Source organism: Bacillus sp. SRL543 (assembly GCF_984799205.1).
Window position 1 is genome coordinate 4,145,887 of sequence record NZ_OZ481794.1, and the last position, 14,977, is coordinate 4,160,863.

Sequence of the window (14,977 nt, forward strand, 5' to 3'; positions counted from 1 at the left end):
ATTTCAAGAACAGGGCTTTTATTACTGATATTTTACTATATTTAAGTAATATCATAATTTTTATCATATTCAATCTATACAAGGGTAAAGAGATAATAAAACGAACTGAAAGGCGGAATAGGATATGCAAGACACCAGCTCTTATAGTGACAATCAGCTAACAACCTTTGAAATAAAAGATCTGCTGAATCTTTATATTACCCCTTTCAAAGATATGAGCATCAATACTTCCGAAGAACCTGTAACAATCAGTCGTACAAAGGCGATCACCCTGCTCCTTGACCGGCTGAACAAAAAACAATTATACGAACTGCTGAATCAGCTTCAGCTAATCCACAAGAAGAATCACAATGATCTCTGTTATATTCAATATATTTTGATTGCTGTCATGAGCCAGGAAGCCGGCTGGAAAAAGAAAATCCATTAAGCTGAGGAGTCTTTACATCACTCAGCAGACCTTTAGTGTTCTATATCTTATAAAGGGCCAGAAACCGTTTAAAGGTCTGCCGGATATACGACTCCCATCTGCTTCCTGGCTTCATCCAGCATTTCCATGACCAGCAGGCTGTTCTGGAATGTGTTTATATCTGATTCTGTTTCCCCCGCCTTGACGAGACGGATAAATTCCTGGAGCTCATAGAAAAGGCTGTTTTTATTCTGTGCTGCGGAGATGACTTCCGGCTCCTGATTGCGGAGCTGCAGCTCCACCACGTCCATTGAGGAAATACGGTCTATCTTTATCGAGCCCTTTTCACCCTGTATTTCGGCCGGCAGTGAGGAATCAGTGATTTTTGAAAAAAGGACAGCCGCATCCATACCATCATAGGTAAAAACAATGCTTCCGGACGCATCTGACCCGGTTTCCAGCAGGTATCCGCTTGCTTGGAGGCTCTTTGGCTTTCCGAAAAGAACCAGCATCGGATAGATGGCATACACGCCGACATCCATCAAAGCTCCGTTTGACAGTTTCGGATCAAAGGCATTCGCCTGCCTGCCTTCCTTGTAGTCTTCATATCTGGAGTCATACTGGCAATAGTGGGCAAAGTATTGCCTCACCTTCCCGATCTTTGGCAGGTGCTCTTTGATTTGCTCGAAATTCGGATAGAATGTCGTTTTCATTGCTTCCATGAACAGTACATCATGCTCTTTAGCAGCCTGAATCATCCTTTTCAGCTCAGCCGTGTTCGAAGCTGCCGGCTTTTCACAAAGCACATGCTTCCCATTCCGCAAAAACAGCTCTGCCTGCCCACTATGAAGCGAATTGGGACTTGCAATATACACCGCATCTATCACATCACTACTTGCCATAGTCTCTAAATCTGTAAATATATGAGCTGCACCATACTTCTCCGCGAAACTCTCTCCTTTTTCCCGTGTCCTCGAATACACTGCCGCCAGCTGAAAATCTTCCAGCTCTTTCCCTGCAAGCACCAATTTTTCCGTGATCCAGTTTGTGCCGATGACGCCGAATTTGATCATGAGCAGGACAACCCCTTTTCCTTTTTAATCTTTTAATTCCAGTGTATACCAGCAGGGAGACTGGAGTCTATGCAAAAAAGCCGGCTGCGTTAAAAAGCAGCCGGCTTTTTATTCGGCCATCAAACGGCCCGTTCATCTTTCTTCCACTCATCCTGCACAAACAGGATGCCTAGCTCATGATGGTCGCCCTCATATAATGCCTTCTGGACAAAGCGGATCTGTCCATTTACGTCGAAGACTTCCAGTTTGCAGTGTGCTCCGTTGCGCTGCAGGGCATTGTATAAATCATTTTCATCATGTACCTGCAGTCCGTTCACCTTTGAAACCAGTTCACCGGTTTTAAGGCCCATCGATTCTGCGGGCGTGCCCGGCTTGACTCCGAGAACAACAAGGCCCTCATTCCTTCTTGAGAAAAAGAAAGGCTGGTTCCGGTCATATGCCTTTTGGCGGTATGTGATGAATTCTCGGCCAATCACAGCCAGTGCAGCAACCCCGATTGATGCCAGCGGATACCAATAGCCGGCTGCCGAGAGCAGGAAAAGGAAAATCGAGTACACGAGAAGCCTTCTTCCCGTCCGCTTGACAGCCGTATCCGGGAGCATTCCCTGGACCTGCTGAAAGAACCCAACTGAAAACGGGACTAAGAGAATCGCGTAAGAGCTGCCCCCGATTGAAAACAACGGCCACCAGCCAAACATCGCTGAGATTGCATCGCCAGGGACGAGCAAAAATACCGGCAGCAGCCAAAGCCTTTTTGTTTCATGGACACCGATCGTCTGCCCCCTCTTGCTTTTAATAAGCTTGGGTGATGTTGCCCGGGCGCCGTTACGCAGAATCAGGACAGCTTCGCCTATCATCAGCAGTGCGAGCAGAGACGCACCTGCGGGGAAGAGCATGCCATCCGTCCAATTGCCTGTCGCTTTAATGAGCGGGATACTAAAGCCCTTGTCAATGAAATAGATGCTGGCGAAAAATGCTGCTCCCACTGTGTAAGCCGGGGAAAGCAGCCGGACCCTTCCTGTCAGGCTCCAAAGAATGGTGAATGCAGCTGCCAGCCACACAAGCTCTACCGGAATCACCATGCCGGTTCCAAGAGTAATCACGGAAAGAACCAGACCTGCTGCTAGTCCAGCCGGAATCAGCTGGCGAAGCTCAAAGTAGGCATTTTCCACCCTGATATGAAAATTGTTGCGCTCGCGCTTCACTCGGGAAACGCCAAGCAGCGCCGCTACAAAGAACAGATAATAAAACACGGGATTCAGCAAAAGCTTCCCCGCACCCTTTGCCAGCTCCAAAAGCCACTCCTGAATCAAATCCTCCCACCAACCTCTAGCGTAAAAGTTTCTATTACTTCTATTCTATCAAAAAAACAGGGCGGCAGGCACCAGTAATATTCGATATTGCGAATATTACTGATGACTGCCGCCCATTGATAAAATTCGACAATTATCGGGAGGTGCCTGTCACCAGATAGCGGATGGCGGCCTGCAGCTGTATATCATTTTCTTCTTTTTTAGTTTCAGCAATGATCGCCTTCTCAAGTTCAGCGGCGGTTTTGCTGTCGACCTTGCCTGTTGCTTTCAGCCCATGGTGCTGCTGAAAGGCTTTGACTGCCGTTTCGGTCGCTTCACTGAAATAGCCGTCCCTCCGGCCAGGCGACAGCCCGAGCCCATCAAGCATGATCTGTGCATTTTTCACCTGCTCATTATTCATATCGAGCACAAGGGGCTTCTCCAGATTGAGCGGATGGGTATGATAGATCTCCGGCTGGATGACTTCGATGGTCGGCTTGATCCCTTTTTTATGAATCCAGTTTCCATCAGGAGTCAGCCACTTGAACAGCGTCAGTTTAATATTGCTGCCATCCCCCATCGGTACCGGCTGCTGGACTGTTCCTTTTCCGAAGGTGGATTCCCCTATGAGCGGATAGCCTGCCCCTTCCTCCAGCGCTCCGGCGAGAATTTCAGACGCCGAGGCGCTGCCTTTATCAATCAGAACCGCTACCGGATAGTCTTTTTCTTTCTCAAGCTCCGAGAAGTATCTGGTTTTATCTCCGTTCCTTTTTTCAATCTGCACATACGGCTTTTCTTTAGTGACGAGGCCCTTCAGAATTTCCTCGACGCTGGACAGCAGTCCGCCCGGATTGCCGCGCACATCAATGATCAGGCCATCCATGCCTTCTTTTTCAAGCTTTTTCAGCTCCTTGCCGAATTCCTTCGCTGTATCCTCTGAAAAAGTTGTGATTTCAATATGGCCTATATTTTTATCATTTTCTTTTTTCATTTCAGCATAAACGGTGATCTGCGGAATTTCATCTCTTTTTACCTTTATGGAAAGCGGCTGCTGAAGTCCCTGCCTTCGTACTTCCAGCATCACAAGAGTCCCTTTTTCGCCGCGGATCTTCAAAGTGGCTTGATATAAATCAAGTCCATCAACGCTTTCGCCGTCCACCTTCAGTATCTGGTCGTTCGGCTTCAGGCCGGCCTTTTCTGCCGGAGAATCCTTAAAAGGAGAGACAATGATCACCTTGCCTTCCACCATGCTTACTTCCGCTCCGATCCCTTCAAACGATGATTCCAGCGTTTCACTGAATTGCCTGGCCGTATCTTCGTTCATATATACCGAATAAGGATCATCCAGCGTCGAAAGCATCCCCTGGATGGCCCCCTCTACAAGCTGATCCCCTTCTACCTTCTCCACATAGCTTCCGAGGATCAGCTCATACGCCTGGCCAACCTTCCCAAGCTCCTCCGTTCCAGCGCTCCCTGACTCTTCCTTGCCTTCCAACCCCGCTTTCGGCTCCAGGCCGGCCTCTTTTTGTGAATGGTAGAACCACTGCATCCCTGCATACGTCCCTCCCGATCCGGCCAGCAGTGATCCGGCCATAAAAAAAGCGATCACTCTTCGATTCATAGCTATCTTCCTTTCATAAGCCTGTTAAGCTTGATATTCCACTATATGATAAGAATGGACAGGTTATGATGGATTCCCATTTGCCGCTATGTCTCAAAATAACGTTCTTTCTCTTTTTTATGGTATTACCCCTCGCTAAAGGTTAAAATGGAAACGACGTTTATGATAACTTACTGGCTGAAGGAGGAAGCTTTTTGGAGGAAATGACAAATAACGAATTCAAAATGGGACAAACGACCATCCATTGGAATGAAGACGGCGGCTCCCTTGCTTTTGAAGGAGATGATGCGGTCCTTTTATGGATCAAAACCACGCTGAAGACCTTCCTTAATACGATTGAAGAAGTGGCCGGGGATGACTCTGCCAGGCTTGTGCTTGAAACAGCGGGATACAGGACAGGCGAAGATGTCAGCCGATTCTATAAAGAATCCGGCCGGACTCTGGATTCTATTTTGGCTTATCTGCCGCATGTTTATAATGGTGCGGGTTGGGGACAGGTAGAGATCACTTCTTACTCCGCAGAAAAGAGAACAGCTGCTCTACGGCTTAGGAATGACTGGGAAACAAGAGTAGTTCGTGCACAGGGCAAAAACAAGGCAGGGGCGTTTATCCCGGGCCACTGGGCAGGTGTGCTGTCTGGCCTGTTTGCTACAAGCATATGGTATGAAATCACAGCCAGTCCTTTTGAAGGAAGCCCATATACAGAAATCAGCTATTTTCCCTCAAAAATTACACCAAAGGAAAACATTCACGATAGCATCCGCCAAAAAGAACAGCAGGCAATTCTTGAGCTTGAAAGAAAGGTAGACCAGCGTACAAAAGAATTGAGCGAGCTTGTGAATGATCTTTCTTCACCGCTGATTCCTGTGATAGACGGCATCACTGTCCTCCCGCTTATGGGCAAGTTTGAGGAAAATCGTTCTTCACAGCTGATTGAAAAAGTCCTGACTGGCCTTTTGCTGCACAAACCTTCCACATTGATTGTCGATATAACAGGCATCAACTCAGTCGATGACTACATACTGCAGCTTTTGAATAACCTGACAAAAACAACCACCCTGATGGGGGTACAGCCTTTCATCGTAGGCATCTCCCCGCAGATCAGCATGCAGCTGACAGAGCGGAATATCACGCTTAATGACCAGCACTGTTTTGCCACACTCAAGCATGCCATCACTGAAGCACTCAGTATGGAAGGACTTGAAATAGCCCCTGTAAAGCAAACGGATTGATATTTATATGCATTAAAAAAGGAAGAAGCTTAATAGCTTCTTCCTTTTTCATTATTACATCGGCACGATGCCGATCGGATTGATTGCATTGGATTTGGCTGCATTCCAAGGGCCCCTGTGCAGTTCAAAATGCAAATGCTGGCCTTGTGAATCACCGGTATTGCCCATGATGCCGATCTGCTGCCCTTTTGAGACAGTCGCTCCGGTGCCGATTGAACGGCTGCTTAAATGTGCATAAACAGTTGTGTATACTTGTCCCCCTATAGAATGGGAGATGAATACGACATTTCCATAGCTGCTGGAATAATATGATCTGATAACAACGCCATTGGCCGCTGCCACGACTGGGACTGTCCCGCTTTTAGCGATGTCCACACCCGCGTGGAAGGATCCCCAGCGCTGTCCAAGTCCGGAAGTCACAACACCTGCAGCAGGCTTCGTGAAGTTGCCTCCTGAAATCGAAGGTGCGGAAGATACTGGGCCGCCGCCTCCACCGCCGCTGTTGCTGCTACTGCTGCTGCTATTACTGCTTCCTGATGAGCTGTTTTTCTTGGCAGCCGCCGCTGCAGCCGCACGCCTTTGGCGCTCAAGCTCAGCCTGCCTCGCCAATTCTGCCTGATGCTTCTTCTCAAGCTCGATTGCCTGCTTGATGGCAGCTTCCTGGGCAGCCAGCAGTTCATTTTCTTCTTCAAGATTCAGCTTTTCAGCATGCTTATGTTCTTCCTGATTCTTTAAGCTGGCCATCAGCTTGTCCTTTTCAGCTTTCTGGGCATTCAGCTGCTTTTTCATGGCCTCAAGATCGGTGCGCATCTTCTCTAAGGAAGCAAGCTCGCTTTCCACCTTTGATTGCGTTTCCTCAAGCAGCTTCTTGTCTGCCTGGTGCTCGCGCAGGATATCCTGGTCTGCTTCCACAATCGTAGCAACAGCTCCCACACGGTCAATGAAGTCGCTGAAATTCTGCGCTCCCATCAAGACATCCAGATAGCTGACCATCCCGCCATTTATCTGGAAGGAGCGGGCGCGGTCCTTAAGCATTTCGTTTCTTTTATTAATCCTGTCAATGATGACCACGATCTCGGCCTTCAGTTTTTCAATCTCTTCTTTCGTTGTAGCAATCTGTGCTGTTTTTTCCTTGATTTTCGTTTCTGTATCGGAAATGGAGAGGCTCAGGCGCTCAAGCTCCTTGCTTACCTGGTCCTGCTCACCCTGAAGTCTATTAATCTCTGAATCTGCGCTGTTAATCTTGCTGTCATTGCCGGAGCGCTGTTCCTGGATTTGATTCTTCTTGCTTTCTAGATCACTGATTTTGCTCGCTGATGCCTGGCTGGCAGGGATGCCTCCAAAGATGCTTCCCAGGCCGACAGCCGCGGCAAAAGAAAACGCTGCTATTGATTTTTTCAAGTTCCGATTTCTCCTTTCCAATGGGGCCATATGTACGGGTTAGATCGTCTTCTATATGTTTTTGAAACTTTTCATACTATTCAAGCGTCTATTCTATGACGCATAAAGGGCCCGGAGTATGGTTCCCCCCTGCAGGGCCCTTCCATGCATCTTTTCTTTTATACTTTAAGGAATTTACGGACACTCATCAGGCTGCCCCAGACTCCGATCAATGCTCCCATCAGAATGAGGAGAGCGGATACCTGGTAGACAAATGGATTGAACTCCAGCAGCTGGATGAAATGGCCTTGAAGCCTTGGCGAGATATAATCATAGGCATAATTGTAAGTGGTTGCCACCAGCACGATCGGAAGGATCGCCCCCAGTACTCCCAGCCACAGTCCTTCAAGGAAAAACGGCCAGCGGATAAAGGCATTGGTCGCCCCTACCAGCTTCATAATCTCAATTTCTTTTCTTCTTGCAACGATTGTGATTTTAATCGTATTCGAGATCAGGAACATGGCGGTGAACAGCAGGCCCACTACCAGGACCAGGCCGACATTCCGGCTTGTATTGATAAAGCCGAACAGTTTTTCGATCTGTCCCTGCCCGTATTTAACCTTTGTGGCATACTGCAGCTTCTCGATCTGCTCTGCCGCCTTCATTGTATCTTCCGGGTTTTTCGTTTTTACGATAAATACATCGTTCAACGGATTGTCCTGTTCAAAAAGCTTGAAGGCCTGGCCTTCATCTCCAAGACTGTCTATCAGATTGGTCAATTCTTCTTCCTTGGCTGAAAATTCGACGCTTCCCACTTCGGGTATCTGTTCAATTTTATTCCGTAAAACCTGCTGATCCTGCTCATTTGCAGCAACATCGATGTGAACGCGGATTTCCACGTCCTCTTCAATGGTGGTAGCCACTTGATTGAGATTCATCATAATAACGAAAAACACACCGACCAGGATGAGAGTGACGGTCACCGCACTGGCGGAGGCGAAGGTCATCCATCCGTTCCGGCCGAGGCTCTTGAAACTCTCCCTGATGTGACGGCGAAGGGTCCTAGCTTTCATAACCGTAATCCCCCCTCTGCTCATCACGTATGATTCTTCCGCCTTCAATGGCAATTACGCGATGCTTGATTGTATTGACAATTTCTTTGTTGTGCGTCGCCATCACGACGGTAGTGCCCCTCGTGTTGATTTCATCAAAGATATTCATGATTTCCCATGAGGTTTCGGGATCAAGATTCCCGGTAGGCTCATCCGCGATGACTACCTTCGGCGAATTCACGATGGAGCGGGCAATGGATACACGCTGCTGCTCCCCGCCTGACAACTCAGTCGGCAGCATGCGCGCCTTATGCTTCAGATTGACCAGCTCAAGGGTTTCCATGACCTGTTTTTTAATATATTTTGGCTGCTCCTCGATCACTTCAAGGGCGAATGCGACATTTTCATAGACTGTCAAAGTAGGAAGCAGCTTAAAATCCTGGAATACGACGCCGATGTTTCGGCGGAGCAGCGGAACTCTGTTCGGCTTCAGCGTTGCAAGGTTCACGCCATTTATCGTAATCGTACCGGATGTCGGCCTCTCTTCCCTGTACATCATTTTGATGAAGGTGGATTTGCCGGCCCCGCTCGGACCTACAACATATACAAACTCTCCTTGCTTGATCCGTACGTCTATCCCGTTGGCAGCAGTTACTCCGTTGGAATACTTCTTATATACGTCTTGCATTTCGATCATTTATATCACCTGTAGTTTAGTGTTAAGAATAGAATTAACTTTTCGCCATAAATCGACAGCAATTCGACAACAGTGTTTATAAAAACGTGACAAAATTAAACACAAAACTACTAAAAGCAGCTTGTTCGTATTCTCACTCAACCCATTATAACATCATACTTTGTCAAAATAACGGAAAAAAATATTACAGTTTCTTTTCATTTGTATAAAAAATGATTCTTTATTCCTAAAAAGGGGAAACGTAATGTGTTAAAATACGACAAAAACATTGGAAAAACCTTCTTGTTTTCAAAAATAAAAGAACCGACCCCCTACTAAAGTAGGACATCGGTTCTTTGTTCTTACTTTTTAGCGGCAAGCCATTCTGCCACCGCAGCGGCATCCTTGCCTTCAAGAAGCCTTGGCGGCATGGCACCTTTACCTTCTGCAATCGTCTTTTCAATTTCTTCTTGTGAAAGCTGTGACCCGATCTTCTCAAGGCTCGGTCCAACTCCGCCCTGCAGATTGTCGCCATGGCAGCTGGAGCATTTCTGGGTGAACAGCTTTTGCGGGTCGCCCGCTCCTGCCGATTCGCTGCCTTCACTCGCTTCTTCCCCGCCGCCGCATGCCGCAAGGACTAAGGATGCCCCCATAAAAATCATCATCCATTTCTTCTTCATCCTGCATACCTCCCTGAATCCGGTGTAACCGGACATCTGCAGCCTAGGCGCGCTTGAAGCCTTCGCCGAGCACTTCAGATGCATCCATTACTATAATAAACGCTTGAGGATCTATGGTCTTGACGAGTTGTTTCAATTTCGTGAACTCCGTCTGATCAACGACACACATCAGGATTGGCCGTTCATGGTCGGTATATCCGCCATATGCTGATAGTTTTGTCACTCCGCGGTCAATTTTATTCAAAATGCCTTCCCTGACAGCTGCCTGGTTGTCCGTAATGATCATGGCCATTTTCGAACGGCTGAAGCCGACCTGGATCAAATCGATCGTCTTGGTTGTCACATAAAGGGCAATAAGTGCATATAAACCTCTTTCAATATCAAAGATGACCGCTGCAGACAGGACGATCATGCCATCAATGATGGCCACACATGTCCCAAGGGTAAGCCCCGTATATTTATTGATGATCTGTGCTGCCAGATCGGTTCCTCCCGTTGAAGCCTTCCCCCGGAATACAATCCCAAGCCCGAGGCCGACCCCGATTCCGCCGAAAAGAGCGCCAAGAAGCGGATCCTGTGTCCATGGCTCAGCACGGCTCGTCATAAATACGACTAAGGGCAGGAATATGGTTCCGGCCAAAGTCTTTGCGCCAAACTGCCTGCCTAAGAATACCAGGCCTGCGATGAACAGCGGGATATTGAATGCCCACTGCACATAAGCCGGCTCCCAGCCGACCAATGCGTCCAAAATCGTACTGATCCCGCTTACTCCGCCGGAAGCAATCCGGTTAGGCAGCAAAAATACATTGAACGCCACTGCCACAATCCCGGAGCCCACAAGCACAAACAAATACTCAAGCGCCCGCTCCGCCCCCGGATTATATGTACTTCCCCTCTTTCTTTTGCTCACTTGCATCCCATCCTTTATTGGTGACAGGCACCTCCCGATATTTGTCGAAAGTTTCCTGTTTACTTTTTTTCTTCCAGAGGCTTTTCACAGCCGAAAGTGAGTATAGCATGTTGAAAAAAGGCTGTAAATGCCAATAAAGTGACGTATTAAAGGAGTGGAGCAGAAGGGTATGAAACTGCAGATTGCAGATAAACTAATGAATGCTTTTATAGTTTCTGTCCATTTTACAAAAATATACAAAAAGGGTTCCGGCAGACTGAAAAGTGGTATAATGTCGAAAAGGAGGTGAAAAAACATGGAGAAGTCACTCGAACAAATCCTGGTCAGCATGCAGGAGCAGATGGCGAACCTAGGGGCGCAGATGAACAGCCGGTTTGATGGTGTCGATAAAAGGCTGGACTCTATTGAAAATAGACTAACGAATGTAGAGACAAGGCTTGATTCTGTTGAAAGCAGGCTCGATTCTGTGGAGAATAGGCTGGATTCAGTAGAAGTAAGGCTTGACGGCATGGACAAGCGGTTCGATGCTACGGATGAAAGGTTCGACAATCTTACCACCGAAATGAGAAGCCATTTCAAAAAGATTGAAACAAAGCTTGATACTCATGAAAAGCTGTACCAGGTAGTTTCCAATGAACTGAACGCAGCGAAAATTGATATTGAGTACTTAAGCAAGAAAACCGGTGTTCATGATAAGGAGATCAACCAGCTGAAAAAGACAATAAAAGTATAGAAAGCTCCTTACATTCCTCAGCAATAACCCCACACATATTCCACATTAAAAAAGCCATTGCCGGATCCGGCAATGGATTTTCCTTCAATATTATAAGCTCAGTCTTGAACGCAGATAAGCATTGATGAACGGATCGAGATCGCCGTCCATCACACCCTGGACGTTTCCTGATTCCGTGCTTGTGCGGTGGTCCTTGACCATGCTGTACGGATGGAATACGTATGAGCGAATTTGGCTTCCCCAGCCGATTTCCTTCTGCTCGCCGCGGATTTCCAGCAGCTCCTGCTCCTGCTCTTCAATTTTCTTTTGATAAAGCTTGGCTTTGAGCATTTTCATGGCGTGCTCGCGGTTTTTGATCTGAGAGCGCTCGGTCTGGCAAGTCACCACTACATTGGTAGGCAAGTGGGTGATGCGGACCGCAGAGTCAGTTGTATTGATATGCTGACCGCCGGCGCCGCTCGCCCGGTACGTATCGATCTTCAGATCTTCTGTACGGATATCGATTTCGATTTCATCATTGAACTCCGGCATAACCTCACAGGAGACGAAGGATGTATGGCGGCGGCCTGAAGAATCGAACGGTGAAATCCGGACGAGGCGGTGAACGCCTTTTTCCGCCTTCAAATAGCCGTAGGCATTATGCCCTTTGATCGCAAGGGTTACACTCTTGATCCCGGCTTCATCGCCTGGCAGATAATCAAGCGTCTCAACTTTAAAGCCCCTTTTCTCTGCCCAGCGCGTGTACATGCGCAGCAGCATGGAACCCCAATCCTGCGACTCTGTACCGCCGGCTCCAGGATGAAGCTCAAGGATGGCGTTATTTTTATCATATTCCTCGCTCAGCAAAAGCTGCAGCTCAAAGTCCGCAAGGCGCTTGCTCAGCTCGGTCAGCTCTTCGGAAAGCTCATTCTGGAGTTCTTCGTCGCTTTCTTCCTTTACCAGCTCATAAGTAAGCTCCAGGTTTTCAAATGTTTCATACAGGTCATGAAATTCATGGACCTGATCCTTGAGTGCATTCGATTCGCTGATGACAACCTGCGCCGCCTTCTGGTCATCCCAGAAATTCGGGTGCAGCATTTCATCATCAAGCTCTGCAATGCGCGCCTCTTTGTTTTCTAAGTCAAAGAGACCCCCTAAAGTCCGCTAATACTCTAGCTGTTCTCTCTAACTCGTTGCGAATGTCTGCTAATTCCATTCCAGTCACCTCTAATAGTTTTTTTACAGTGTATCAGGAAAAAAGAGAGCAGGCAAAGCTGATCGAGCTTCACCGGCCCTCTTCTGTTCTTATGCTTAAGCCTCTTTGCCGCAGCAGTTTTTGTACTTTTTGCCGCTTCCGCAAATGCAGCTGTCATTGCGGCCGATATCCATTTGCTTGACGGCCGGCTTTTTCTTCACTTTTCCGCCTTCGTTTTCCTTCGGGTTGACCGCCTGGCCCTTGGCCACTTCTTCACGCTGAAGGTTATTGCGGATCTCTGCCTTCATGATGTATTTGGCCGCATCTTCTTCAATGCTGGCAATCATGTTCTCAAACATTGCAAAGCCTTCATGCTGGTATTCGCGCAGCGGATCGATCTGGCCATAGGCGCGGAGATGGATCCCCTGGCGCAGCTGGTCCATCGCATCGATATGGTCGATCCACTTGCTGTCGACAGCACGGAGCACTACCACTTTTTCAAACTCGCGCATCTGTTCTTCCAGTATGTCTTCTTTTTCATCATAGCGCTCTTTCACCTTCGCATAGATGGCTTCAAAGATTTCTTCTGTATCCTTGCCGCGCAGGTCGTTGACAGTAAGGTCGCCTTCATTGAGAAGGTTGCCGTTCACATAATCAAGCAGGCCTTCCAGATTCCAGTTCTCTTCATCCTCGACAGCTGGGGCAAAAGCATCCACATTTCGCTGCAGGGCAGCACTGATCATCTTCTCGGCGATTTCACGGAGGTTTTCGGACTCAAGCACTTCATTCCGCTGTGCATAAAGGATTTCACGCTGCTGGCGCAATACATCATCATATGAAAGAAGCTGCTTACGCGCATCAAAGTTATTGCCCTCAACGCGTTTCTGTGCAGATTCAACCGCTCTTGACACCATCTTGCTCTGGATCGGCTGAGTGTCATCCATGCCAAGGCGCTCCATCATCGATTTCATGTTGTCAGACCCGAAGCGGCGCATCAATTCATCTTCCATGGAAAGATAGAACTGAGTCACACCCGGATCTCCCTGGCGTCCGGAACGTCCGCGGAGCTGGTTATCGATCCGGCGGCTTTCGTGCCTTTCCGTACCGATGACCGCAAGGCCGCCGACTTCCTTCACGCCTTCGCCAAGCTTGATGTCGGTACCGCGTCCCGCCATATTCGTGGCGATGGTAACAGAACCTTTTTCACCGGCATGGGCAATGATCTCCGCCTCGCGCTCATGGTTTTTCGCATTCAGGACATCGTGGCGGATGCCTTTTTTTGTCAGATATTTAGAGATGATTTCAGACGTCTCGATGGCCACCGTACCGACAAGAACCGGCTGGCCCTTTTGGTTGCGCTCGGCAATATCCTCGACCACCGCGCGGAACTTGCCGTCCATGCTCGCATAAATCAAATCAGCACGGTCATCACGGGCAATCGGCCTGTTCGTCGGGATCACCGTTACATACATATTGTAGATATTGCGGAATTCTTCTTCTTCCGTCTTCGCTGTACCCGTCATACCGGCCAGCTTTTCATACATCCGGAAATAGTTCTGGAATGTAATCGTCGCAAGCGTCATGCTTTCGTTCTGGATCTCCAGGCCTTCCTTCGCTTCGATCGCCTGGTGCAGGCCGTCGCTGTAGCGGCGCCCTTTCATCAAACGGCCTGTGAACTGGTCAACGATGACAATCTCGCCGTCCTGGACAACATAATCGACATCAAGATGCATGCTCGCATGCGCCTTCAAAGCCTGTGTGATATGGTGGTTGATCGCCACATGGGAAATGTCGAAAAGATTATCGATGCCGAAAGCTTTCTCCGCCTTCGTCATACCATCCTCTGTCAGCTGGACTCCCTTTGTCTTTTCATCATAAGTATAGTCGTCTTCCCTTTTCAGGTTGCGGACAAAAGCATTTGCCTGGATGTAAAGCTGGGCAGACTTTTGCGCAGAGCCGGAAATGATGAGCGGTGTACGCGCCTCATCGATCAGGATGCTGTCGACTTCATCGATTACCGCATAATACAACGGACGCTGGACCTTCTGCTCTTTATAAAGGACCATATTGTCGCGCAGATAATCAAAGCCAAGCTCATTATTTGTGCCATATGTGATATCTGCCGCATAGGCAGCCTGCTTTTCTTCTTTTGAAAGTCCGTTCAGGTTCAGTCCGACAGTGAGGCCCAGGAATTCATAAAGACGGCCCATCTCCGTCGCGTCACGGCTGGCCAGGTATTCATTGACCGTTACCACGTGAACGCCTTTTCCTGCCAGGGCATTCAGGTACACCGGCATGGTTGCTGTCAGCGTCTTACCTTCACCGGTTTTCATCTCGGAAATATTCCCCTCATGAAGGGACACGCCCCCCATCAGCTGGACAGGGTAAGGGTAAAGGCCAAGTACACGCTTCGCGGCCTCGCGGACAACAGCAAATGCTTCGACAAGGATGTCATCAAGCGTCTCGCCTTTTTCCAGGCGCAGCTTGAACTCAGCTGTCTTGTCACGCAGCTGGTCATCAGTTAGCTTATCTATATTTGAAGCCAGGGCATCAATCTGCTCCGCCTTCTTCGACAGTTTCTTTAAATCGCGTTTATTTTGATCGAAAACTTTGTTTAAAATCCCAAGCATCAAAAACGCTCCTTTATATTGGATATGGGCTCATCAATTGGCCTCAGAGCTTTTAATGAAAAATAAAACAGCAGCAACTCATGCAACTGCCGCTCCTGTACCTTTCGCTATTACAGCA

13 protein-coding genes are annotated in these 14,977 nt (G+C 48.2%); 3 read left to right on the plus strand and 10 right to left on the minus strand.

What is annotated here, in order from left to right; genetic code table 11:
• Positions 1-124: 124 nt before the first annotated feature.
• Positions 125-427, plus strand: coding sequence for a hypothetical protein (locus AC4E8B_RS21195; protein WP_490215391.1), 303 nt, complete (start codon positions 125-127; stop codon positions 425-427).
• A 68-nt stretch (positions 428-495) separates the two neighbouring features.
• On the opposite strand, the gene AC4E8B_RS21200 is transcribed toward AC4E8B_RS21195, so the two are convergent.
• The 3 genes from AC4E8B_RS21200 to AC4E8B_RS21210 all read right to left on the minus strand — a co-directional run bounded on the left by AC4E8B_RS21200 (position 496) and on the right by AC4E8B_RS21210 (position 4,392).
• Positions 496-1,479 carry a Gfo/Idh/MocA family protein gene (locus AC4E8B_RS21200; protein WP_490215393.1) on the minus strand — a complete coding sequence of 328 codons (984 nt, stop codon included), beginning with the start codon at positions 1,477-1,479 and terminating at the stop codon, positions 496-498.
• Positions 1,480-1,598: 119 nt separating this feature from the next.
• Positions 1,599-2,774 carry a PDZ domain-containing protein gene (locus AC4E8B_RS21205; RefSeq protein WP_490215395.1) on the minus strand — a complete coding sequence of 392 codons (1,176 nt, stop codon included), beginning with the start codon at positions 2,772-2,774 and terminating at the stop codon, positions 1,599-1,601.
• A gap of 151 nt (positions 2,775-2,925) precedes the next feature.
• Positions 2,926-4,392 (minus strand): S41 family peptidase, encoded by a 1,467-nt coding sequence (locus AC4E8B_RS21210; RefSeq protein ID WP_490215396.1) that lies wholly within the window; start codon positions 4,390-4,392, stop codon positions 2,926-2,928.
• 203 nt (positions 4,393-4,595) lie between these two features.
• Between AC4E8B_RS21210 and AC4E8B_RS21215 the strand changes: the two genes are divergently transcribed.
• Positions 4,596-5,624, plus strand: coding sequence for an STAS domain-containing protein (locus tag AC4E8B_RS21215; protein ID WP_490219825.1), 1,029 nt, complete (start codon positions 4,596-4,598; stop codon positions 5,622-5,624).
• Between the two features lie 54 nt (positions 5,625-5,678).
• On the opposite strand, the gene AC4E8B_RS21220 is transcribed toward AC4E8B_RS21215, so the two are convergent.
• The 5 genes from AC4E8B_RS21220 to AC4E8B_RS21240 form a co-directional block, all read right to left on the minus strand.
• On the minus strand, positions 5,679-7,025 hold the full coding sequence (locus AC4E8B_RS21220; protein WP_490215398.1) for a murein hydrolase activator EnvC family protein: 1,347 nt from the start codon (positions 7,023-7,025) through the stop codon (positions 5,679-5,681).
• Positions 7,026-7,183: 158 nt separating this feature from the next.
• A complete protein-coding gene (ftsX, locus tag AC4E8B_RS21225; RefSeq protein WP_490215399.1) occupies positions 7,184-8,077 on the minus strand; it encodes a permease-like cell division protein FtsX in 894 nt (297 codons plus the stop codon).
• Complete coding sequence (ftsE, locus tag AC4E8B_RS21230) at positions 8,067-8,753, minus strand: cell division ATP-binding protein FtsE (RefSeq protein ID WP_490215401.1); 687 nt, start codon at positions 8,751-8,753, stop codon at positions 8,067-8,069. The genes ftsX and ftsE overlap by 11 nt, the downstream gene beginning before the upstream one ends.
• A gap of 341 nt (positions 8,754-9,094) precedes the next feature.
• Entirely contained in the window at positions 9,095-9,412 is a 318-nt protein-coding gene (gene cccB / locus AC4E8B_RS21235) for a cytochrome c551 (protein ID WP_490215403.1), read from the minus strand.
• A gap of 43 nt (positions 9,413-9,455) precedes the next feature.
• Positions 9,456-10,328, minus strand: coding sequence for a YitT family protein (locus AC4E8B_RS21240; protein WP_490215404.1), 873 nt, complete (start codon positions 10,326-10,328; stop codon positions 9,456-9,458).
• A 289-nt stretch (positions 10,329-10,617) separates the two neighbouring features.
• Here AC4E8B_RS21240 and AC4E8B_RS21245 point away from each other — a divergent pair, with 289 nt between their 5' ends.
• Positions 10,618-11,055 (plus strand): hypothetical protein, encoded by a 438-nt coding sequence (locus AC4E8B_RS21245; RefSeq protein WP_490215406.1) that lies wholly within the window; start codon positions 10,618-10,620, stop codon positions 11,053-11,055.
• 90 nt (positions 11,056-11,145) lie between these two features.
• Here the strand turns inward: AC4E8B_RS21245 and prfB are convergent.
• Positions 11,146-12,250, minus strand: a protein-coding gene (gene prfB / locus AC4E8B_RS21250; protein WP_490215408.1) for a peptide chain release factor 2 whose coding sequence is annotated in 2 segments (ribosomal slippage) — positions 11,146-12,177 and positions 12,179-12,250 — 1,104 coding nt in all. Because the reading frame shifts where the segments join, the coding sequence is not laid out codon by codon here.
• Between the two features lie 95 nt (positions 12,251-12,345).
• A complete protein-coding gene (gene secA / locus AC4E8B_RS21255; protein WP_490215409.1) occupies positions 12,346-14,859 on the minus strand; it encodes a preprotein translocase subunit SecA in 2,514 nt (837 codons plus the stop codon).
• Positions 14,860-14,977: the final 118 nt, after the last annotated feature.

Excerpts from the sequence above, each read along its gene's own strand:
- AC4E8B_RS21195 (WP_490215391.1), top strand. The coding sequence starts at position 125 with ATGCAAGACACCAGCTCTTATAGTGACAATCAGCTAACAACCTTTGAA.
- AC4E8B_RS21200 (WP_490215393.1), bottom strand. The coding sequence starts at position 1,479 with ATGATCAAATTCGGCGTCATCGGCACAAACTGGATCACGGAAAAATTG.
- AC4E8B_RS21210 (WP_490215396.1), bottom strand. The coding sequence starts at position 4,392 with ATGAATCGAAGAGTGATCGCTTTTTTTATGGCCGGATCACTGCTGGCC.
- AC4E8B_RS21215 (WP_490219825.1), top strand. The coding sequence starts at position 4,596 with ATGACAAATAACGAATTCAAAATGGGACAAACGACCATCCATTGGAAT.
- ftsX (WP_490215399.1), bottom strand. The coding sequence starts at position 8,077 with ATGAAAGCTAGGACCCTTCGCCGTCACATCAGGGAGAGTTTCAAGAGC.
- ftsE (WP_490215401.1), bottom strand. The coding sequence starts at position 8,753 with ATGATCGAAATGCAAGACGTATATAAGAAGTATTCCAACGGAGTAACT.
- cccB (WP_490215403.1), bottom strand. The coding sequence starts at position 9,412 with ATGAAGAAGAAATGGATGATGATTTTTATGGGGGCATCCTTAGTCCTT.
- AC4E8B_RS21240 (WP_490215404.1), bottom strand. The coding sequence starts at position 10,328 with ATGCAAGTGAGCAAAAGAAAGAGGGGAAGTACATATAATCCGGGGGCG.
- AC4E8B_RS21245 (WP_490215406.1), top strand. The coding sequence starts at position 10,618 with ATGGAGAAGTCACTCGAACAAATCCTGGTCAGCATGCAGGAGCAGATG.
- secA (WP_490215409.1), bottom strand. The coding sequence starts at position 14,859 with ATGCTTGGGATTTTAAACAAAGTTTTCGATCAAAATAAACGCGATTTA.